A 19,370-nucleotide genomic window follows, 5' to 3' on the forward strand; every position below is an offset into this window, starting at 1 on the left:
TTTCATGATTTCCTCCCACCCTATGGGTTAAGGACAGCAAAGTTGCTGTCTGTTGTTTTTTGTTTCATATCAACAGTATAACTCATTGGGTGGGATTTCTTATGCTAAAAATCGCTCAAACTAGGTGGTTCTTTCTTGATTTGGAGGTGACTAATGGCAGCAGGTGAGTTCAAACCATATGTTCCACCGGAAATGTCCATGAGTGAGTTCACGTTGAAGGCGTTGCTGGTCGGACTCGTGATGTGCGTCGTCCTCGGAGCGGCTAATGCCTATCTGGGTCTGAAGGCTGGGATGACGATCGCCGCGACCTATCCCGCGGCCGTAATAGGAATGGCGGTTCTCCGCATTTTCAAAGGCAGCATCCTGGAAGAGAACTTTGCGCGAACGGTTGGTTCCATTGGTGAATCGGTTGCCGCTGGAGCCATATTCACCATCCCGGCCTTTCTGATTGCCGGCGTTTGGGACAAGTTCGATACGCCTCTCCGTTACCTGGAAGCAACGGCCATCATGCTCGTTGGAGGAATCGTCGGGATTCTGTTTGTTACGCTGCTCAGGCGTGTCATGGTCGAGGATGCCGAGCTTCCATTCCCCGAGTCTGTTGCTGCCGGAGAGATCCATAAGGCAGGGAGAAGAGGCGGTACGGGAGCCATGTATCTTTTCGGTGCCCTCGGCTTCGGAGCTCTGGTCCAGTTTCTTGGCAAGCTTAACGTTTTTGCGGCTAGCTGGGAGAAGTTCATACATTTCAAAAAGTCGGTGATAGATCTTCGAACTGCCGGCGCTCAGGCGTCGGGCAGCGGCGGAGCCCTCATCTCCACGCCGGGCGTTAGCCCTGCTTACATTGGCGTTGGATACATCATCGGACCCCGGCTGGCTTCACTGAACTTCAGCGGCGCTCTGTTGAGCTGGGGTCTATTCGTTCCACTTCTTCTATATTTCCTTGGTCCTAACCTGGAGTCGTTGATAAAACCAGAAGGAGCGACACCGGAAGCCCAATGGACCGCGATGGCATATGGCGTCTGGCGCTTCATCGTGCGTCCCATAGCAATCGGAGGCATGTTGATGAGCGCAGCATACACTCTCTTCAGAATGCGCAAGAGCCTGATTGGTGGTCTTGCCCGTTCTGTCAGCGATGTCAAGAAAGCGGCTGCGGGGACGCATGTCGTCAGCCGGGTGGACAAGGATATAAAGTTTAGCTGGATCATCACAGGAATCCTCATCTCGGGTGTCCTCACCTTCTTCGTTTACAACCACTTCGCGCATAACGCAGGTGCCGCTCTCTTAGCAACCGTCGTCATGATCATCGCGGGGTTCTTCTTCGCTGCCGTGTCCGGATACCTTGTCGGTCTCATCGGTTCAAGCAACAACCCGATCAGCGGCTTAACCCTCTCCACTCTCATCGTGGCTGCCCTTCTCATGGTCATCCTGAGGCAGACCGGAGTAGCTGGAGTGGCAGCAGTCCTAGGTGTTGCCGGTGTCGTATGCGTGGCAGCAGCCGTTGCCGGTGAGATGCTCCAGGACCTGAAAGTCGGACACATCCTTGGTGGTACCCCATGGAAGATGCAGGTGGGGGACCTCATCGGCGTAGGTCTTGCCGCCCTCGTCATGTTCTTCCCGCTCCTTGTTCTTCATGTAGGAGATATCAAAGGAGGGGGGATCGGTTTTGGTGGAAGAGCTCTTCCAGCACCGCAGGCCAGCCTTATGGCCCTCGTTTCCCAGGGAATCGTCGGTGGCCAGATGGCCTGGCCTCTGATCATCGTCGGTATGATCATGGCTTTTGGATTGATCCTCCTGCAGGTTCGAAGTCCGATGCTTGTCTGCGTCGGCATGTATCTCCCCCTGGAGACGACCTTTGCCATTTTCATCGGCGGTCTGATCCGGGGAATAGTCGATAAAATCGGCGAGATGAAGAAATTCAACGCGGCGCAAAAGGCTCGCGTGGAGAACAACGGGATCTTGATCGCCTCGGGACTCATCGCTGGAGAGGCGCTGATAGGATTGGTCTTTGCGGCCATGGCTTTTTACGAGATTCCGGTTCCACAAGCCTTCAAGGTGTCTTCCTTCATCACGAGTCTCTTTATCTTCATCATCATCGGGCTTGTTCTCTCGTACTTCCCGATCAAGAATGCTGGGAAGCCTGATGAGCCGGCGCCACCAAGTGCAATCATGTGATGAGCTCATCGCTTCGCTCGTTGGAAGAATCGATAGATGAAAGCATCAAAGCGATCTAAGGGGGTAGTGAACGTCAACCTGCTCGATCTGATCCCGGACAGGGTGTGTGCATGGGAGCTTGATGGTGATAGCGTCATCCTGATCTACCCAAAGTTCAGAAACAGGTTCCTCGTCAGATTTCTGTTGCCGAGGCTGAAAAAACCTAACTGGAAGATCGGTCTCGATGACATCGGCTCCTGGGTATGGAATCACTGTGATGGGAAAACGACGGTTCGTGAGATTGGAGCAGGTCTCAGAAACTCATTTGGAGAAAGAGTCGAGCCGGTCTATGACCGGCTTGCTCTATTTTTCAGGAAGCTGGAATCCGATCGATTCATCAGTTATGTCAATGTTCCCGCTCCTGAACATGAAGGATAATAGTAGAGGCATCCAGTCTCATTGAAAGGATGGTGTTTTATGGTGGAGAAGAATTTTTCTGATGCAGCAAAGAAAATCGACACGTACCGGGATGAGATCATCAAACTCCAGATGGAGTTAACGGCTATTCCTGCGTTAAGCCCTGTAAATGGCGGGAAGGGGGAGTGGGAGAAGGCAAGATATATCATAGCCTATTTGAAGAAGATCGGCGTTGACTCAATCGAGGAGTGCAATGCTCCGGATCCCAGGGTTCCGGAAGGGACTCGACCCAACATTATCGCCAGGATCAAAGGAAAGAACAGCTCGCATACAATCTGGGTTATGTCCCATATGGACATAGTTCCGCCTGGAGAGTTGAGCGAATGGAAAGGCGATCCCTACAAGGTGAGAGTGGAAGGAAACAAACTCATCGGCAGGGGAGTCGAGGACAACCAGCAGGGGATGGTTGCCTCCCTGATGGCGGTCAAGGCCCTCAGAGAGCTGGGGGTCACCCCCGAGTATGATGTAGGCCTGGCCATCGTCTCGGATGAGGAAACGGGAAGCGACTATGGTATCGATTACGTTATCAAAAACTCCAGCTTCTTCAGGAAAGAGGACCTCATCATCGTCCCTGATGCGGGAAATGAAGACGGCTCCATGATCGAGGTGGCTGAAAAATCCATCCTATGGACGAAGTACAGAACGATCGGGAAGCAGTGCCATGGAAGCACTCCTGAGAGGGGGATCAACGCCCACAAGGCGGCTGCCACGCTCCTCCTGATGATCGATTCTCTCTACAAGAAATTCCCGGATAAGGACCCCGTTTTCGATCCTCCGATCAGCACGTTCGAGCCTACGAAAAAGGAGAACAACGTTCCGAACGTCAACACAATTCCGGGCGAGGATGTCTTCTACACGGATTTCCGGATCCTGCCGAAATACAAGGTGGATGATGTTCTGGCCGAAGTTTCGAAAATGATCAAGGAGGTTGAGGAGGGGTCAAAGGTCAAAATCACGACGGAATATCCCCAGAGAGCTGATGCCGCGCCACCGACTCCGACCGATGCCCCGGTCGTCATTGCCCTCAAGAAAGCAATCAAGGATGTATACAACGTAGATGGTAAGCCGATGGGGATCGGCGGGGGAACGGTTGCAGCGCTCTTCAGAAGAGGCGGTTTTCATGCCGCGGTCTGGTCAAGACTTGATGAGTCTGCCCATTCCTACAACGAGTACTGCTATATAGATAATATCGCAGGGGATGCCAAGGTATTCGCCCATATCTTCCTGCAGAAGTGATACACTCCTTCCTTTAAGAAAAGCCTCTTTTTATGCTAACATCATACGGGAATGATTGAAAAACCGTCGTCCGGACGGGGGACCGTAGCAGAATGCCGCGGTTAGTGATGATAGGGATTCGGCTAAGAACTGCTCATATGGAAGAAAAGGAAAGAGAAGAGATCGAAGCATCTGATTTTGATGCGGATCATGGATGGAATGATGCTGGCGCTGGCGCGAAAGAGAAGAAGTCCGAAGCCTCTCTGGCCAGGCTGGATACCACCATTGCTCCTACGGATACTCTTCAAAAATACATTGCCGAAGTCCGTAAATTTCCTGTCCTGACACCAGAAGAAGAAATCGTCCTTGCAAAGAGGTTTAAGGAAAGTGGCGACAGGGAGGCTGCTCTGCGACTCATCACGGCAAATCTGATGCTCGTAGTCAAGATATCGTTGAAGTTCCGCAGAGCCTGCCAGAACGTCCTGGATTGCATCCAGGAGGGAAACCTCGGTCTTCTTCAGGCAGCGCATAAATTCGACCCGGACCTCGGAGTCCGCTTCCCTACATATGCCACCTGGTGGATCAGAGCCTACATCCTTAAATATATCCTCGATAACATCAGGCTAGTACGGGTCGGTACGACCAATGTTAGGAGGCGGCTGATTCATAACCTGCAGGAGGAAAAGAGAAGACTCGAGGATCTGGGTTTTACCGTTGGGACCAAGCTTCTGGCAGAACGCTTTGGAGCAACCGAGCAGGACGTCATCGACGTCCAGCAGAGCCTGGAATCTAGAGATGTCTCCCTTAATGCTCCGGTGAGCGATGAAAGCAGCGCTCCGAGAGCGGATTTCATCGCATCCGGTGAAGAGTTGCCAGATGAGAAAGCGGCAAGGGGAGAGCTCGAAGAGATCGTTAAGGGCAAACTGAAGATATTCAAGGAGAAGCTGAACAAGAAAGAACTTGCGATCCTGGAGGAGAGAATCCTGAGCGATGAACAGGCGACGCTTCAGGAGATAGGGAAGAGGTTCGGGATAACCCGTGAAGCTGTGCGTCAGACAGAAGAACGACTCAAAAAGAAACTGAGAAAATATCTTGAGAATGAGTTAGGGACAGAGATTGTCCATTTCATCAAATGAAATGTCTGCTCCTCACTCAAAATCGTAATCCGTGGCGGGCCGATCTAACCTTTCCCTGGCCAACCGATGAGAGTTGTGCATATCGGGAAGCGCCAGGACCTTGTTGTATTCCTCAACGGCTTTCTCTCTCTTCCCCATCAGGTCGTAGACCCTTCCCAGCTGGTAATGTCCGAAGGTGATGAAGCGACGTTCTGATTCTGGCAAGTCGAGGCTCACAAGCTTCATAAAATATTTTTCGGATTGCTGCAGATCAGGAATGCGGATGTAGGCGGAGGCAAGGTTGAAAAGGACCTGGGGATCATCAGGAATGATCTCCAGCGCCTTGAGGAGTTCTATTGCAGCTGAAGAGTAATCCTTCTTCTCGAGAGATTCCCGTGCTGCATTGTTGTGCAGGTCAAATTCGATGTTCCTGGAGTGGGCGGCCGATTTTGTCTTGATGTCAGATAGCCATGTGGATTCAAGCTGGGTCAGATCCTGTCCGATCACGCTCCTGAGGATGCTGTCCGATATCTTATCTTTCCCGAGGAGGATCTTGAACTTTTCCATTCCATATTTTTCTATGATGGTTTCAGTCAGTGAACCGATGAGCGGGAAGGAGAAATCGCTTGCGAACCTGACGAATTCTCTTTCATCGAGAAGTCTGGCAACGCTGGGAAGCGTACCGAGTCTCAAGAAGAATCCGCTCCAGTAAGATAGAGATTTTCCCTTCCATACGGAATCCAGATATACTGCCAATCCCTCGGTCAGGTGGACGGATGCGCTGTCCGAAAGGATGAACCCTGCCACGATGTGTGCATCCTCATGAGTGGAATCCGCAAAGAGGATATTCTCGATCATATGGACTTCCTTCTTGCGATCGAGAAAGTGGATGGGATTCGGTAAACCGGAGATATCGTTTTTCTCATTTTTATCCTTGTAGCAGAAGATTTTAAATTTTCTGTCCGGGGGTTTTGCCCCGGTCTTCTTAAGGATGGCCAGAAGCGCAGCCTCTCTCTTCCTGACTCCCTCCGGAATTTTTTCCTTGTTCAGAGAAGAAGGGGAATAGTAGACTTCGTAAAATTGAGAAATGTGTTTCGAGAGGCCTGAATAGAATTTGTCAATCGTATCCCCATTGTAGAATTCAGCGAGAGGATCCGCCTGGGGAGGGAAAGTTACTCCGCTATGAAATCTCCCCTGTCTTATAATGGAGAAATCCCTCATGATGACCCAATCCGATCCGATACTGGGGAACGGCCTGATCTTATCGATGTCCGGGTCTATCGTTGTGCAGACAAGAAAGACGGACGAAGCGTTGAAAGGATTGAACTGAAGAAAGATGGCATAATCCCTCGGGTTGGAATACTCCACTCCCAGGAAGTAGAAGTTATCAGGGGTCACCCGAATCGGCATCTTCTGCCAGATTTCCTGGAGGAGCCTGTTGCTCTTCCCGACGATGATGAGATTTCCCTTCTTATCATTATCCGTAAGATCGGTATCAGCCATGATCTTTACTTTTATTCCGAAGTTCCTCTCAAGATATGCTTTCTTTCTCTCGCAGGAAAGCCTTCCTTCCTCGATTTTCTTCTCGTCCATCGTTGGGGAAACGATGATCACTTCATCTGAAGCACTGAGGAATAGCATGATTCCAGTGCCGTAGCTTGGCTTCTTCTCCTGCGCAAAAACGAGATGATAACCAGTGAACAGAAGAGATAAGAAAAGGGTGGCCAGGATGATCCGTCGCTTTGAGATGATCCGGCTTGAGGAAATAGATGTAAATAAGATTTTCTTCTTGATGATTCGCATGCTTTCTCCAGTATTGTCTGTAGCGTTTATTCTAAGACCCATTCTCGCATTTGTCCAACATGCTCCACAATTTCCTCATCGCATCATTCTTGGCGCACTGCAAGAAGCCATCCGGGTGAGCAAGCATTCTGGCTCGGGTTTAGTCGCCAGAAAAAGCGTTGTTCTCCCGAATGGCAAGCGGGCATCTTTTCGTGCGACCAACTCGAGCTGTATAGATGGGTGACTGAGGAGGCAGTGTGGTTTTGACAGAAGGCTTGCGTTTCTGGTAATATCATCGAAAGTTTCAAATCCCTGAGCAAGAGGAAAATCGTCTTCCGATGGAAGCAAAAGATTACATTGTCGAAGCGAGAATTCTGACGAAGCGGTTCGGCGATCTCATCGCCGTGGATGGGATCGATTTCACCGTCAGGAGAGGAGAATGCTTCGGTTTCCTCGGACCGAACGGAGCCGGAAAGACTACGACGGTCAAGATGATATACTGTTTCCTTCCAATATCGAGTGGTTCCATTAGAGTTTTCGGGTTGGATGTCAACAGGAACCCTCGAGGGATCAAGCACCGCATCGGCGTTTCCCCGCAGGAGGACAACCTCGATCCCGATTTCACGGCGCTGCAGAACCTGACGACCTACGCCCGATACTTCGGGATTTCCAAAAAGGAAGCCAGGAGGCGAGGGGAAGAGCTTCTCGAGTTCATGAAGCTCACCGATAAGAAGGATACGAGGATAAGGGAGCTCTCCGGCGGAATGAAGCGGAGATTGGTTCTCGCGCGCTCCCTTATCAACAGGCCAGAGCTTCTGCTTCTTGACGAGCCGACGACCGGGCTTGATCCCCAGGCAAGGCACTCGATCTGGAGGAGGATAAGGGCTCTGAAGGCTGAGGGGACGACGATCCTCCTCACAACACACTACATGGAAGAGGCTGCCCAGCTCTGCGATAGGATCGTCATCATGGACAAGGGGAAGATAGTCGTGGAAGGGACCCCGGCGGAACTGACCGGACGATTGATAGGAAAAGAGGTTCTCGAGGTCTGGGTATACGATGAATCTCTCCTCGATTACTTGACTACAAACGGTTGGGATTTTGAGATCGCTTCGGACAGGGTTTTCATCTATTCTGGCGATGAACAGAGAGACTTCCATGACATCCTTAATCGGTTTGCCATGAGACATTACATCCACAGACCTGCCTCTCTGGAGGATGTCTTTTTAAAACTCACTGGTAGGGAACTTCGGGAATGAAGACTTTCCTGGGAAACATAAGCTGGAAAGCGTGGCACGTCTGGCGGAGGGACAGGGATGTCTACATGGCAACCTGGAAGACAAACTTCATCCCACCGCTTCTCGAGCCGATCCTGTACATCCTTGCCTTCGGCGCCGGTCTGGGTGCACTGGTCGATGGAGTCCAGTTCATGGGCAAGACTATCTCTTACATCACCTTCATCGCTCCCGGGCTGATCGCAATCGACATGATGTTCCAGTCATTTTATGAGAACACTTATGGTTCCTTTGTTCGGATGTACTATCAGAAGACATTCGATGCAATAGTAGCCACGCCGCTCATGGTTGAGGATGTCATTGCCGGAGAGCTTCTCTGGGGAGCAACGAAATCCCTTGTAGGCAGCATCATCATGCTTGCCGTAATCTCCGCCTTCGGGTATGCAACTTATCCTTCATCGCTTCTCATAATCCCTTATTCTTTTCTGGCAGGTCTTCTTTTCTCCTCGATCGCCATTTGCTTTACGGGGATCGTGCCGAGCATAGACACCTTCAACCTTCCAGTCTTCCTCTTCATCACACCCATGTTTCTCTTCAGCGGAACGTTCTTCCCCATCGAGCTTCTTCCAGATTGGGCGCAGAAAGTAGCGCTCTTACTTCCTCTGACTCATGTAGTGAATTTCAGCAGGGCCTCTTTTCTGGGAGCATTCAGCGCAAGGGTCTGGATGGGTCTTGCAGGCGTTGCTGTAGCCACCCTATTCTTCTTTTGCCTGGGGATCTACCTCATGAAGAGACGCCTCATCCGCTAAAAGCGATATTGATGAAATATTAAATATCGGAGAAAGCCAAGGCATTCTGGCCAGGGTTATGAAGCATCAGGCGAGATGCCTGACTTATTGGGGAATATTGAGATTCTTCTTCAGGCGGAGTGTGATCCTAGTGCCTGGTTCGAGATTGATGATGGCTCCCTTGACCACTATCGTACCGTTTTCCCGCACGGAGACCATCATGGTATCAGGATGAGATGCTGCCTGAGCGGATTCCTCAATCCCTCCTTTTAAAAGTCCACCGGTCCCGGTCTGGCGCTGTTCATCTTCACGAAAGAGTGGTTCTGGTGTCGAAGGTAGCATGCTGTAGCCGACATCGATAAGGACTGTTGATAGTTCCATCTCCTGGTTCGAAAGGATAATCCTGTTGAATTCCATCTTCAGAGTCGATTCGTTGATGGCGCCTTCCTGGTAAGATACCTCACGGACGACACCAATCAACTCTGTTCCCTTCGGCAGAGCCACCTTCTTCCCGACCTTGATGCTTTTTATGGTATAGGCTGAGATCTCCTGTCCGGGCTTCACCTTCTTCACGTCGATGGCATTGTCGAGCTTCGCCTTTATATCTGTCCCCGGATCCAGGGAAGTGGCCGTCTCCTGTTGCTCTGCCCTGGAGAAGGAGAATGACGCTAGACATGAACAAAGAAGAATAAGAAGCAGACATCTTGCTGCTTCACTTTTAAATATTTTCATCGGCATTCTCATTACGTTTTCATTCTGAAATTTATCATAGATGGTGCATGCCTGCAAAGATGGTTCACTTTTCCATCTCCCCATGAGGATTTGCATTTGCCACGACGGTCAGATAGTAAGGAAGGATCTCCCTGTTGTAGATCTCAATCAATCGGTCCAGGAGTCTCACGGGGTTATCGTCGTAAACTACACGGGCACCAGTATCTTTGTCTACGAAGGCGATGATCTGCTGGAGATTCTCGGTGATCCCGCCTGTGCCTGTGAGGACTCCGATGACTTTCGCTTCGTCGTAAGCAATGGCGAATTCACCGAGGGTCCCGGACCTTCCGCCAGCGAATATGACGAGATCACAGGACCGAATGTTCTCTATCTCCCTTCCCATCAGTCCACTCCCTGTGTATATGATGCTATTATATCCGCTGCATGGGGACTTGTATTTGAGCATGTGTTCGCCGAAGTTCAGGGCAGGTGATATCCCTATGACGAATCCCCCCTTCGATCTAGCTCCCTTAACCGCCTCATGCGGAAGACCCGGGCATGCCCCCGTTACCAAGACGAACCCTCTACCTGCTATTTCCTGACCTAGCCGGAATGCTTTCCGGAATGCAACTCTGGAAGGCTTTCCACCGGCGGATCCCATGACGCCGACCGCGATTGGTGGAATGTGCTGAATGCCTTTATGGCTTTCCTTCTTTTGCGAGCTTTTCCTCATCGTTCTACCCTTCATCTTTCCGGATGGACTCATCTCCTTCGCCTCTCATTGAGATGAAAATCGATTCTTAGAAAACTGCAAATCAATCGAGCGCGGGCATTATACCATAGCCTGGGAAACAGCTTATGAATTAGGGGTGAAAAAGGTTGCTCATATAGTGTACAATCAATGGAAAAATTTTCGCACATAATGCGAGATATTTTCAGGATCCTGGAGCTCGTCGTTTTTATAGTAATGACCGTATCATGGGGCATCGGCGGGATGCTTGTCTGGAGGATCTTCAGGCAAATGTACAGGATGGGATGGGAAAATTTTCTTCGGCCCTGGTTTCTGTTGCCTGCCGATGCGAAGAGAAATCTGAAGATGCTCTGGATCTGCCTGTTAATCATAGTTATTGGCGCCTTGCTCATATTTTTATGCGAGCATGTCATCGGATATCATTAAGGTGCCATGGTGAGTGGAAACGTGAGCGAAAGAGAGATTTACGGATATTCCAGACCGGCCATGTTCATTCCTGTCGTACTCGCTCTGGAGGTCTTTCTATTCGGGTTTTTCTTCTACGTCCTCCCTCCCTATCCGTTTCGTAATGAGGTGTTCACCCGGCTTCCGCTTTTCGCCCAGTTCCGGCTGCTGGTCTTTGCCGTTGCCTTTCTCCTTGCCATCCGGATCTTCCAATTTTTCTTTCAGCTTCGGTGGAGCTTTCAGGTAGGGGAGGAGGCTCTCATCATCCGGGCGGGAAGGAAGGAGATGCTCTTGGAGTATGGACTTATAGAAGGTATAGACTATGAGAACATGCTAGGTCCAAGCAGGAAGCCGTTTGGTTTCACTCTCTTGAGAGCGAAACCCTCGAGCAGCATCAGGATTTACAACATTCTGGAGCGAGGAGATAGTTTCATTCACGGGTTCCTGCAGAAGGTCGTCCAGGACCCTTTCAACAGGAACGATCTGAAGACCTGGATAGAGATCAAGAGAATACAAGAGAAGATGAGACGATCGAGGATCTGCATCCGCCTCTGGTATTATCTCATGGGGATAGCCTTTCTCTTTTTCCTCGTGAAAGGATATATTATCTGACTTTATAGAGTGTTGCTCTGATTAAGAAAGAACACGGTACTGACAGGATTCTGGTTCTACTCATCGTGATGAAATGAGAATGAAAGGGAGGAATGACTCGGAGGTGTGTTAATGACGATATCGAGGAAGATCGAGAAGTTTGTCGGAGAGACGACCTGGATCCGAAAGATATTTGAGGAGGGGGTCGAGCTTAAGAAGAGGGTGGGCGAGGACAGAGTATACGATTTCTCGCTCGGCAACCCCATACTGGATCCGCCCGAGGAGTTTTATGAACAGTTGAGGTCTCTTGTTCTCCATCCCCGGAAGGGGATGCACAGGTATATGCAGAATGCGGGCTATCCTGAAGTCAGACGAGCCATCGCGGAAGTTCTGGCTGCTGAGACAGGAGTCATGGTTACTCAGGAAAATGTCGTAATGACGTGTGGTGCGGGTGGCGGTATCAACATCGTGCTGAAAGCGATCCTGGACGAAGGTGACGAGGTCATCATCATTTCTCCCTACTTCGTGGAGTATCTTTATTACATCGACAACTGGGGAGCCAGAGCCGTCATCGTCCCTGCCGGAAAAGATTTTAATCTCGACGTCAGCGGTATCTCGGAATCGATCTCACCTTCGACGAAGGCTATTCTGATCAATTCGCCGAATAATCCCACAGGTGTCGTATACCCTGAAGAAACGCTGAGAGAGCTTGTAAAAGCCATTGAAGAAGCCAAGCGCAGGTATGGCAGGGATATCTACTTGGTCAGCGATGAGCCGTACCGTCGGATAATTTATGACAACGTGAAATGCCCATGGATTTTCCCCATCTATCGAGACAGCATGATCGTCACCTCGTCCAGCAAGGACCTCGGACTTTCGGGAGAAAGAATCGGTTATGCCGCCGTTCATCCCGGTTGCAAGGATGGCGATAGGATCATTGCTGGAATGATCTTCAATATGAGAGCGCTTGGATACGTTAACGCTCCTGCCCTGATGCAGAACATCCTGAGATCGATCGGCAGGGCTACGGTCAATGTGGACGAGTACAGGAGGAAGAGGGATCTTCTCTGCGAGGGGCTTGGCGATGCAGGGTACGAATTCGTCAAGCCTCAGGGGGCTTTCTATCTCTTCTCGAAGTCCCCCATCGATGATGATGTAGCATTCGTCAGGGAGCTCCAGAAAGAGAACATCCTCACCGTTCCAGGGAGCGGCTTCGGAACACCGCACTATTTCCGGATTGCCTACTGCGTTGAGGATGAAACAATCGTCAAGGCAATTCCCGGCTTCAAGAAGGTCTTTAGATCGATCAAGTGATCGATGGTAAACTCCTCATTGAATTCTGGATTGCAGTTGATATGCAAAAAGGGTAAAATTTTTAAAATTTTATTGTGATGGAATGAAAATACCTCCTGCTGTTCTACTCATCCTTTCATTTGCAATTGTTATCGTGATCGGAGCCGTTCTTCTATCCATGCCATTCTCGGTCAACGGGGAAAGGATCTCCTTCCTTGACGCACTCTTCACGGCGACATCAGCCACGTGCGTCACGGGTCTCATCGTTATCGATACAGGAACGAGATTCACTCTTTTCGGTCAGATAGTCATCCTCACCCTGATCCAAATAGGCGGACTTGGTATCATCACCTTTTCGACTTTCTTCGCGATCATGATGGGACGAAAGGTCACCCTTTCCCAGAGGGACATCATCCTTACTTCAGTCGGCCAGACGAATCGGATTGATACACACACGATAGTCAGAAGGATCATCGTTTATGCAGCTTCAATCGAAATGATCGGAGCCTTCTTCCTCTTTCTGGCATGGAAGAACCGGTTTGGCGCAGGGAAGAGCCTCTACTATTCTATCTTTCATTCCATATCGGCTTTCTGTAACGCCGGTTTTTCCACATTCACGGATAACCTGATCTCTTTCAGAGGAGACATTCTTACCAATGTCATGGTCATGGGCCTCATCGTCCTCGGTGGCATCGGTTTTCTTGTCATCATCGATATCGAAAACTTCATCCGGTTTCGGAGGCCTATCTCCCTCCACACAAGACTTGTTCTTTATGCCACGATCATTCTCATCATCGCCTCTGCCTCCCTGTTCTTCTTCTTTGAGAACTCTAACTCTCTGAAGGGGATGCCTTACAAAGAAAAGATGCTCGTATCCCTTTTTCAGTCTGTGACTCCGCGAACGGCAGGATTCAATACGGTGGACATCGGGATGCTTTCCAATTCAACCCTCTTCATGATCATCGCTCTCATGTTCATCGGCGGATCGCCAGGAGGTACAGCGGGAGGAATCAAGACGACCACGGCTTCTGTTCTCTTCATGCTGGCAAAATCACGCCTCATGGGGAGGATTTATACGGAGATGCGCAGCAGGACCATTCCCGAGAGAGTGATCGGCGGGGCAGTAGCCGTTTTCGTCCTCGGCGTGGTAATTCTCTCGGTCGCTTCGTTCCTGCTCCAGGCGACAGAACTCGGTTATACACCCCACCGTGAGAGTCCGGAGAGTTTCTTTGATCTGAATTTCGAAGCGGTATCGGCCTTCGGTACTGTTGGTCTTTCCACTGGAGTCACATCCAGTTTGACATGGGGTGGAAAAATCATAATAATCCTGCTGATGTTCATCGGCAGACTGGGTCCGCTGACCATTGCCTTCGTCGTTAGCAGGAGAAAAGATGTTAGAACGTTCAAATATGCGGAGGAAGGGATCATCATAGGATAGCAAGGCAAAATTGATCAAAGGTAATAAGCAATTTTAAGACGCAAGGGGATGCGGTTAAAATGATTCACTGGGTCTCCCTTTTCCTTAGAAGGGGATGGAGAAGAGGGTAATAAAATGAAAAGCATAGCCATCATAGGGCTTGGGAGTTTCGGGTTCAATTTCGCAAAGAACATACAGAGTCAGGGGATCGACGTTATTGCAATCGATAGCAATCCAGACGTCGTGCAGGCCATCTCCGAATTCATCCCAAGAGCCATTGTTGCCGATGCCACCGACAGGAAGCAGCTCAAGGATCTTGGCATCGATTCCGTGGATGTTGCGGTAGTTAGCCTCGGGGACAGGATGGATAAAAGCATCATCGCCGTCCTTCACCTCAAATCGCTTGGCATCAAGGAAATCTTCGTTAAGGCCATCTCGGATGAGCATGCACACATACTGGAACTCCTCGATGTCTCGAAAGTCATCCATCCCGAGAAAGATGCCGCGGAGAGGCTTGCCAAGAGCATCGTCAATCCAAATATACTCGAGTACCTCCCGCTCATGGGCGAATTCAGCGTGATGGAGATCGAGGCGCCGGAAGAGTTTTTCGGGAAGAACCTCGTGGAGCTAAACCTCAGACAGCAGTACGGTATCACCGTCATCGCCGTCAGCCATAGCAATAAGGATAGAAGGATTGTCGCCCCGACGCCGTCCTACATTATTTCGAAAGGGTCCATCCTCGTCATCATCGGAGAGAACAAGGACATCGAAAGGTTTCAGCGCAAATTCAGCAAATAGGTCATATGATCCTGAAAGTCTTCCGCTTTATCTTCTTTGAATGATGACCCTTCCCGGTCTTTCCGCTTCACCATCTATCGTTATGTCCACATTTGGAAGGAATCTGCCAATGACCCATGCATTGGTCAGCAGGTGTTGAGTTATTCTGGATGTTGTAAAGGAATGAGCGGTTCCTGAAACGGCAAGGTAGAGAAGTATCTGATCGGCAAGATGCGGATCCATAACGGCTCCCGTTTCAAGATACTCAAAGAACTCTGAGAGCGCTTCCGAAGCGACTTCTTCCGCTCTCTTCCCCTTCCTCCCAAGAGCGCTGAATCCCGCAACGCCGTTCTCAAAGACAGCTTTGATGAAAAGGAAGGTGCCAGGTCCGATGGAAGGAGCTTCAAGGATGGAAATGCCGGCATCCAATCCCTTTTGATGGAGGAGCCTTATGGCTTCGTCCCACTGTCTCTCCGCGATGGAGGAGGGAAGATTCGACACGGCAGATAATCCACTTACTTCCAGCAGATTCCCTCTGCTTTCCAGCAGCAGATCGGAATGAGCCCCCTTTTTCGGAAATATTCTTGCATGGATCGACCCGCCACCTCTGGGATACCAACCCCATCTGTCGATGCCAAAAGAGAATGAGTAACCGAGTTTCGCGACAACGAGCGCGAATATTTCTGAAAGATAGTGTAACGGTGGACTCCATGGGACATGAGTCCCGCCTTCGACCGTGACTACTGATTCATTTCGAGCCATGGCAAGTGGCAGGAGAATCGTATGGAGGACCAGCGTCGTTGATCCAGCGCTTCCCCTTTTCTCTGCCACATTGAAATGATACTTTCCAGATCTTGGTTCATGCGGGATGAACTGGAGCGAGAGAGAACCAAGACGATCTCCTTCTGTGTCCGCAGAAGAAATGTCTCTGGCCGCCAGGATGCATGTCAGGTGCTGAGGTTGAAGTCCGGGATGCTTCCGTCCCTTTCTGATGTTGTATATCTGCAGAGGCTTTCCCGTAACGATGGAAAGGGCGAGAGAGGTTCGCAGGATCTGACCTCCTCCTTCCCCGTAGCTTCCATCGATCTTTACTATTTCCCCCATATAATGTTTGCTCATCAGAAGTGCATCAATGGTATCATATCCTGGAGAGAATGAATCGAATATCCTATCAGCTGATCATCGTGGCGCTTGTAGCCGCTGCCGTTTACCTTGGAGCACTACGCTGCGGAATCATCTGGGACGACAGATTCCTCATCATTGAGAATCGATACCTTCGCGATTGGTCTGAACTCAGGAATAATCTCCTCAACGATTTCTTCCGGAAGTCGAGGGATACCTCACAGATCGGATACTGGCGGCCGGTCGTATCTCTGTCCTACATGATCGACAGGACGCTTTACAACGATAAGCCCTGGGGCTTCCATCTTCAGAACATCATCATCCATAGTCTTGTTTCATGTCTTGTTCTCATTATGTTCCGTTATCTGCCTCTGCCGCGAGGTGTGCCACTGGGGGCAGCGCTTCTCTTCGCCGTTCATCCTGTACATGTGGAGTCAGTGGCCTGGATCTCCGGAAGGACAGACCTGTTCTGCACACTTTTCGCTCTTGCAGCGCTCAATCTCGATCTTGACAATGCTAAAAAGCCCCATCCATTCAAGGTGTGGGGTTCCGTTCTCGCGACCGCTCTCGCCCTTCTCTCCAAAGAGATGGCTGTTATCATTCCCGGACTCATCTTCCTTAGGACTTTTCTTGTACCCGGCGAACGGGAAACGAATAAGGGAAAATTCCCGGCAGCCATCGGGAACACAATGCCCCACGCGGCCACCCTCGTCGGATATCTAATCGTACATTATGGAATACTCCATATCTCTCCTAACACGGCTTCATTGATGAATGTGGGACGCTCCGTCTTCTTCTGGACCTGGTGGAAGGGTTTTCTGGAATACCTCCGCGTTCTGGTATATCCAGCTGTGCTATCCATCGAGATCGAGTTGCACCTTGAGAGATCCATGTTCTCGGCAAGCGTCATGGCTGGAATGGCGGTATTCATTTTGTTTCTTGTCCTGACCTGGAAGATGCGCAGGATCAAGCCGGCTCTTTCTTATTTGCTCTGGTTCTTTCTTATATCATTCATTCCGATTACGAACTTCTTATCGCCCATTATGACCCCTTCACAATCGCAATTCGCCTGGAACGAGCGATTCCTGTACATCCCATCGGTTGCTTTCAGCGGAGCAATGAGCTGGTTTCTTCTGGCGGCTCTCCCCGATGGGATCAGACGGCTTCGCCGTTTGATGAGTGCAGTCATCGTGTCAAGAAAAGGATGGGCAATATTGACCTTCATTATCGTCCTAGCCTCTCTCGCTTCAAGAACCGTTGCCCGGGTCAATGATTGGAAGGATAACCTTTCACTTTTCTCTTCTGCGCTGCGCCATGCTCCTGAATCCTCTCTTATTAGAACTAATTACGGGATGGCCCTGGCAGACATCGGCCGACTGGATGAGGCTGAAAAGGAACTGATCAGAGCCATTGGACTTAAGCCGGATGAGTACAAGGCGCATTTCAATCTCGGAAACGTTTACAGGGAAAAGGGTGATCTTGCTCATGCCGAATCAGAATATCGCACCGCCATTCGGATCAAACCGGGATATGCGCAGTCATATCTCAACCTCGGCATCGTATTTTACAGGACAGGCAGGATTGAAGAGGCTCTCGAGGCCTTCACTAAAGCGGATGAACTCCTTCCCGACCACGTGGAAGCAAAAATCAACCGCGCAAATATTCTTCGGCTGATGGGCCGGAGTAGAGAAGCCATTCAATTTTACCGGCAGGCATTGGAGCTGGAGCCGGAGGCGTCGGCGGCTTCGCTTGGATTGGCGGGAGCATTCCTGGAAACGGGAAGGGAAGAGGAGGCGGAAACACTGCTCCGGAGGCTCATCGCGGATGAACCGGACATGGCTGAAGCGCATCTGCTCATGGCCATCTATCTTGACAGGAAGGGGATGCGCGCGGAAGCTGAAATAGAGTACAGAGAAGTCCTGCGAATCAATCCCGATCATAAGAGAGTGCGTCAGCGCCTCGGCATTCCCTGACTACAAATGAAAGCTCTCCCTGGGGCTCCGCGCCCCGCAAGCGTGGCTATTTTTTTGAAGACAGCGGAAAGAAAAGATACGTGCTTGCCCCACCCTCCCGTGCGCGCATAATGACTCCCTAAAAATTTCTATCCACAATTGGGCTTGACAAGTGTTGACACGCTTAGTATACTTGTGTTACTGTTTTAATACAGTAAAACAATGCTATGGAAAAACAGTTAGCTACAAAGCAGGCAAATGAACTTTTTGAAGCGATTTTGTCGCTCAAATCGGCTAAAGAATGCAAAGCATTCTTACGGGACCTATGCACTCTATCGGAAATTGAAGCGATGATAGAGCGTTTTCAGGTTGCCAAAATGGTTAAAGATAAGGTCCCCTATCGGGAAATTAGCGAGAAAACCGGTTCAAGCACCGCCACCGTTACCCGTGTAGCCCATTGGTTCCATCATGGGATGGGTGGCTATAATCTTGTGCTTGACCGCATGAAATAACCGAATCAAGCACCCGAGGTTTCAGCCACCCGTTCAAATGAACGGGTTTTTTATTTTTATCAATCAACTACCAATTATTATGAACAAGATTCAACCAACAATTCTTAAAGGGACACGCGATTTTCTTCCGCAGGAAATGATGCGGCGTAATGCTGTAATGGAAATTATCCGTAAGGCATTTGAGCAATTCGGGTATTCCCCAATTGAGACGCCTATTATTTGTCCGGCCGAAACTATTTTGGGCAAATACGGCGAGGAAGGGGATCGACTTACCTATTCATTCAAAGATCGCGGCGGGAGACTCATTGCGCTGCCGTATGATTTGACCGTGCCATTTGCGCGTTTTGTTTCGGCCAATTATCAAGAATTGCCAATTCCTTTCAAACGCTATCAAATTCAACGTGTTTGGCGGGCAGAAAAACCGCAAAAAGGCCGCCTGCGCGAATTTTATCAATGCGATATTGACATCATCGGATCAGAAAGTCTCATCTGCGAGGCAGAAATTGCCAAAATAATTATCACGGTGTTTGAGAGACTGTGCATTCCCGATATCACGGTTAAAGTGAATTCAAGGCGACTGATGAATGCTGTATTGCAATCATACAACGTCAATCAAAGCGATGGCTTAGCCGCCATTCGGATTATCGATAAGATTGCCAAGATTGGAAAAGAAGCTGTTATCTCTGAATTACAGAAGATGGGGATTGATAATGCCGAGAAGATAATTGAGATACTTACAGCCGAAGAGACAAATAAAAGCACCCTCAGAAAACTCTCCAAATACGATACGGCTGAATTGGCAGAATTTTCAGCTTATTGTGAAAATCTTGGCATACCAGAGAAAAATCTCCAAATTGATCCAACGTTGGCCAGAGGCCTTGATTACTATACTGGTCTCACCTTCGAGGTAATTACTGAACTTTGGCAAAAATTTTTGATAAAGGTATTGACAGAAATTTTTTTTGTCATATAATCAGATATGTATAATAGCTTATCTGATATAAGCCATGATGAGCAGAAAAAGGATCAGAACCCTGAGG

The 19,370-nt window shown here is 49.7% G+C and carries 18 protein-coding genes; 14 read left to right on the forward strand and 4 right to left on the reverse strand.

Features of this window, described 5'->3' with window-relative positions:
* The first annotated feature begins 153 nt into the window (after positions 1 to 153).
* The 4 genes from AB1756_03440 (at position 154) to AB1756_03455 (ending at position 4,976) form a co-directional block, all read left to right on the forward strand.
* Entirely contained in the window at positions 154 to 2,169 is a 2,016-nt protein-coding gene (locus AB1756_03440; protein ID MEW5806390.1) for an oligopeptide transporter, OPT family, read from the forward strand.
* 36 nt (positions 2,170 to 2,205) lie between these two features.
* A complete protein-coding gene (locus tag AB1756_03445) occupies positions 2,206 to 2,586 on the forward strand; it encodes a PqqD family protein (protein ID MEW5806391.1) in 381 nt (126 codons plus the stop codon).
* A 39-nt stretch (positions 2,587 to 2,625) separates the two neighbouring features.
* Positions 2,626 to 3,861: a M20 family metallo-hydrolase gene (locus AB1756_03450; protein MEW5806392.1), complete on the forward strand. Its 1,236-nt coding sequence runs from the start codon at positions 2,626 to 2,628 to the stop codon at positions 3,859 to 3,861.
* Positions 3,862 to 3,998: 137 nt separating this feature from the next.
* Complete coding sequence (locus tag AB1756_03455; GenBank protein MEW5806393.1) at positions 3,999 to 4,976, forward strand: sigma-70 family RNA polymerase sigma factor; 978 nt, start codon at positions 3,999 to 4,001, stop codon at positions 4,974 to 4,976.
* 12 nt (positions 4,977 to 4,988) lie between these two features.
* Here AB1756_03455 and AB1756_03460 read toward each other — a convergent pair whose 3' ends face one another.
* Positions 4,989 to 6,758 (reverse strand): hypothetical protein, encoded by a 1,770-nt coding sequence (locus AB1756_03460; protein MEW5806394.1) that lies wholly within the window; start codon positions 6,756 to 6,758, stop codon positions 4,989 to 4,991.
* Positions 6,759 to 7,075: 317 nt separating this feature from the next.
* On the opposite strand from AB1756_03460, the gene AB1756_03465 reads away from it, so the two are divergent.
* Positions 7,076 to 7,996: an ATP-binding cassette domain-containing protein gene (locus AB1756_03465; GenBank protein ID MEW5806395.1), complete on the forward strand. Its 921-nt coding sequence runs from the start codon at positions 7,076 to 7,078 to the stop codon at positions 7,994 to 7,996.
* Positions 7,993 to 8,781 (forward strand): ABC transporter permease, encoded by a 789-nt coding sequence (locus tag AB1756_03470; protein MEW5806396.1) that lies wholly within the window; start codon positions 7,993 to 7,995, stop codon positions 8,779 to 8,781. Before AB1756_03465 ends, AB1756_03470 begins: the two co-directional genes overlap by 4 nt.
* A gap of 84 nt (positions 8,782 to 8,865) precedes the next feature.
* Here AB1756_03470 and AB1756_03475 read toward each other — a convergent pair whose 3' ends face one another.
* Positions 8,866 to 9,492, reverse strand: coding sequence for a hypothetical protein (locus AB1756_03475; protein MEW5806397.1), 627 nt, complete (start codon positions 9,490 to 9,492; stop codon positions 8,866 to 8,868).
* Positions 9,493 to 9,556: 64 nt separating this feature from the next.
* Complete coding sequence (locus AB1756_03480; GenBank protein ID MEW5806398.1) at positions 9,557 to 10,237, reverse strand: hypothetical protein; 681 nt, start codon at positions 10,235 to 10,237, stop codon at positions 9,557 to 9,559.
* 156 nt (positions 10,238 to 10,393) lie between these two features.
* Here AB1756_03480 and AB1756_03485 point away from each other — a divergent pair, with 156 nt between their 5' ends.
* The 5 genes from AB1756_03485 (at position 10,394) to AB1756_03505 (ending at position 14,765) form a co-directional block, all read left to right on the forward strand.
* Complete coding sequence (locus AB1756_03485) at positions 10,394 to 10,648, forward strand: hypothetical protein (protein MEW5806399.1); 255 nt, start codon at positions 10,394 to 10,396, stop codon at positions 10,646 to 10,648.
* Positions 10,649 to 10,654: 6 nt separating this feature from the next.
* On the forward strand, positions 10,655 to 11,278 hold the full coding sequence (locus AB1756_03490; protein ID MEW5806400.1) for a hypothetical protein: 624 nt from the start codon (positions 10,655 to 10,657) through the stop codon (positions 11,276 to 11,278).
* A 111-nt stretch (positions 11,279 to 11,389) separates the two neighbouring features.
* Positions 11,390 to 12,571, forward strand: coding sequence for a pyridoxal phosphate-dependent aminotransferase (locus AB1756_03495; protein ID MEW5806401.1), 1,182 nt, complete (start codon positions 11,390 to 11,392; stop codon positions 12,569 to 12,571).
* An 82-nt stretch (positions 12,572 to 12,653) separates the two neighbouring features.
* Positions 12,654 to 13,988, forward strand: a complete 1,335-nt coding sequence (locus AB1756_03500; GenBank protein MEW5806402.1) for a TrkH family potassium uptake protein — start codon at positions 12,654 to 12,656, stop codon at positions 13,986 to 13,988.
* 114 nt (positions 13,989 to 14,102) lie between these two features.
* A complete protein-coding gene (locus AB1756_03505; GenBank protein MEW5806403.1) occupies positions 14,103 to 14,765 on the forward strand; it encodes a TrkA family potassium uptake protein in 663 nt (220 codons plus the stop codon).
* Positions 14,766 to 14,792: 27 nt separating this feature from the next.
* Here AB1756_03505 and rtcA read toward each other — a convergent pair whose 3' ends face one another.
* The gene (rtcA, locus tag AB1756_03510) at positions 14,793 to 15,863 is read right to left on the reverse strand and encodes an RNA 3'-terminal phosphate cyclase (GenBank protein ID MEW5806404.1); all 1,071 of its coding nucleotides are present in this window, start codon (positions 15,861 to 15,863) and stop codon (positions 14,793 to 14,795) included.
* A 35-nt stretch (positions 15,864 to 15,898) separates the two neighbouring features.
* Between rtcA and AB1756_03515 the strand changes: the two genes are divergently transcribed.
* The 3 genes from AB1756_03515 to AB1756_03525 all read left to right on the forward strand — a co-directional run bounded on the left by AB1756_03515 (position 15,899) and on the right by AB1756_03525 (position 19,303).
* Positions 15,899 to 17,839: a tetratricopeptide repeat protein gene (locus AB1756_03515; protein ID MEW5806405.1), complete on the forward strand. Its 1,941-nt coding sequence runs from the start codon at positions 15,899 to 15,901 to the stop codon at positions 17,837 to 17,839.
* A gap of 206 nt (positions 17,840 to 18,045) precedes the next feature.
* Positions 18,046 to 18,330 carry a YerC/YecD family TrpR-related protein gene (locus AB1756_03520; protein MEW5806406.1) on the forward strand — a complete coding sequence of 95 codons (285 nt, stop codon included), beginning with the start codon at positions 18,046 to 18,048 and terminating at the stop codon, positions 18,328 to 18,330.
* Positions 18,331 to 18,367: 37 nt separating this feature from the next.
* Positions 18,368 to 19,303 carry a HisS family protein gene (locus AB1756_03525; protein MEW5806407.1) on the forward strand — a complete coding sequence of 312 codons (936 nt, stop codon included), beginning with the start codon at positions 18,368 to 18,370 and terminating at the stop codon, positions 19,301 to 19,303.
* Positions 19,304 to 19,370: the final 67 nt, after the last annotated feature.

The organism is Acidobacteriota bacterium (assembly GCA_040752675.1).
Lineage (GTDB): Bacteria > Acidobacteriota > Polarisedimenticolia > JBFMGF01 > JBFMGF01 > JBFMGF01.